This is a genomic window from Yeosuana sp. (assembly GCF_057126245.1).
In genome coordinates this window covers 1-2,314 of record NZ_DBNGMQ010000091.1, presented here as the reverse complement: position 1 = coordinate 2,314, position 2,314 = coordinate 1, and the positions used below count along the sequence as shown (strand labels likewise).

The 2,314-nt window shown below is 32.9% G+C and carries 3 protein-coding genes; 1 reads left to right on the top strand and 2 read right to left on the bottom strand.

Going from position 1 to position 2,314, the window contains the following annotated elements; translation table 11 throughout:
• Positions 1-319: hypothetical protein (locus AC15TD_RS12850; RefSeq protein WP_484452557.1), on the bottom strand; the 319-nt coding region annotated here is incomplete at its 3' end.
• A 449-nt stretch (positions 320-768) separates the two neighbouring features.
• Here AC15TD_RS12850 and AC15TD_RS12845 point away from each other — a divergent pair.
• A protein-coding gene (locus AC15TD_RS12845; RefSeq protein WP_484452556.1) for an IS3 family transposase occupies positions 769-2,108 on the top strand; the annotation gives its coding sequence in 2 pieces (ribosomal slippage) (positions 769-1,084 and positions 1,084-2,108; 1,341 coding nt in all).
• Positions 2,109-2,144: 36 nt separating this feature from the next.
• Here AC15TD_RS12845 and AC15TD_RS12840 read toward each other — a convergent pair.
• The gene (locus AC15TD_RS12840; protein WP_484452555.1) at positions 2,145-2,306 is read right to left on the bottom strand and encodes a hypothetical protein; all 162 of its coding nucleotides are present in this window, start codon (positions 2,304-2,306) and stop codon (positions 2,145-2,147) included.
• Positions 2,307-2,314: the final 8 nt, after the last annotated feature.

Below are 2,314 nucleotides of genomic sequence, written 5' to 3'. Positions count from 1 at the left end.
CGAAAAAGACAAAGTGAATACTATCCTTTTTTGTTATAGTTGTATCCGGGAGTACAATACTTCTTAAATAGAAGAACAAAAAAGGGCCCAATAAAAAAATAAAAGGTCCTGCTCCCATAAATGTCTGGCCCAACTTTTCGAGCAAAAAGGAATTCAAATAATGAATTCTAAAAATGATTAGGGAGAGGTCTATTAGCAAAAGAGACAATAAAAAATATGAACGTTGGCTCATACTTGAACGAAATAAAATGGCAAATAATAAACCTTGCGCAATTCCGGCATTGATAATTATGTTAGAAAATATATTAAAAATATTCATCTATAAAAGAATTTGTTCATTAGTCTTGTTAGGAATCAGAGGTATTTGTGTGTTTAATTCTAAGTTTCATTTATTATCAAAGTTAGAACAATATATGAAATCAATAAATAGTTTAATAAAAAAGAAGAGTCATAATGAGTTTAGAACAGTTAACAAGAACATAGGATTGTATGATACTCACCTGTTTAAATGCAATGACTGACCCAAGTGCCCCATTTATAAAAGAGGGAGGGGGTGTATGTGGTATTATCAAGCGCTCGACTATGAAAACACTTTTTAAAAAAAAATTAAAAAAATAAATTTTAGTAGATGTTGCCTAATGATCGGGATAGTAGAAGTAGTAAATTAGATTTTAGGGTTGTGTTAGACGTCAACAAAAAGTGAACTTTTAAAGGGTAAAATCTAAGAGATAGATTTAATATATTTAATAACCTTTAAAAGCAAAACAGATGGCTAAAAAGAAGAGCGCTAGTTCATTAATTAGTGAGCTAAAACGAAAAACAAGAAGAATTTACAGTTCAGAAGAAAAAATCAGAATCATTATAGACGGAATCCGAGGAGAGACCACCATTGCAGAGTTGTGTCGTAAGGAAGGTATATCTCAAGGGATATATTATAAATGGAGTAAAGACTTTATGGATGCGGGCAAACGGAGATTAACAGGGGATACCATGCGTGAAGCAAATACCTCAGAAGTAAAAGAATTGAAAGATGAGAACCATTCTTTAAAGGAACTGGTTGCAGAACTTTTGTTAGATAATCGAGACTTGAAAAAAAACTTAAATGGGGAAGATTAAAACGGAAGAAATATATGCATTACAGTCAAAGAGAAAAATACGAGATTATTCACTTGGTTGAACAATCCGATTTAGGAGTCATCAGAACCTTGAAACAGCTAAAGATTAATAAAACTACGTTTTATAATTGGTATAAAGCTTATTTGAAAAATGGATATGATGGACTTAAAAGAAAGCAGACAAGAGGAAAACAGAGTTGGAACAGAATCAATGAGGCTGACCGTGATAAAGTTGTTGAGATAGCCTTAGAAAAGCCTGAACTATCATCCAGAGAACTTGCTTGGCATATTACTGATACTTATAGTTATTACGTGAGTGAATCTAGTGTATATCGCATTTTAAAAGCAAATGGTCTCATTACAACGCCTTCCTTTAGAGTCATGAGTGCTTCTGATAGTTTTCATGACAAAACCACATCGGTTAATCAAATGTGGCAGACAGATTTTACATATTTTAAAATCTATGGATGGGGCTGGTACTATTTATCAACGATATTAGATGATTATAGTCGCTTTATTGTAAGCTGGGAACTGTGCTCATCAATGAAGGCAGCAGACGTGAAAAGCACCTTAGATAAGGCTCTATATACTGTGGATTTACCAAATAACAGACCCCCTAAACTGTTGTCAGACAATGGGTCTTGCTATATATCCCATGAATTGGCAGAATATCTGCAAGATAAAAAGATACATCACGTTAGAGGAAGACCTTTGCATCCACAAACACAAGGAAAAATTGAACGCTATCACCGTTCCATGAAGAATGTGGTTAAATTAGATAATTACTTTAGTCCTGGTCAACTCGAAGCAAAAATGGAAGAGTTTGTCAAGTTCTATAATTATCAGAGATATCATGAATCATTACAAAATTTAACACCAGCAGAAGTGTATTTTGGGACAGGAAAAAAGAAATTGAAGCAAAGAAAATTGATTAAAAACAGGACACTAGAAGCAAGAAAAAAGCAGTTCCAGAAAAATCATTTAAATTTGTGAAAGTACTCTCTTAATTTTTAACCCTAAAAGTTCAGATTAGGCTGAAGACATACAATAAGTCTTTAAATGTTCTGGCTCTGGAACCATGCTAAAAGATTTACCAGAAAATAAGTCTGTTGAACAATGAACTTTCCAACTTCGTTTGTGTATGTCGATTCCTATGTATAATTTAGGGGAGGCAGTAATTTGAGTGTTCATATCTTATT

Bases quoted from the DNA above. Each gene is read 5' to 3' on its own strand.
- AC15TD_RS12840 (WP_484452555.1), bottom strand. From the start codon at position 2,306: ATGAACACTCAAATTACTGCCTCCCCTAAATTATACATAGGAATCGAC.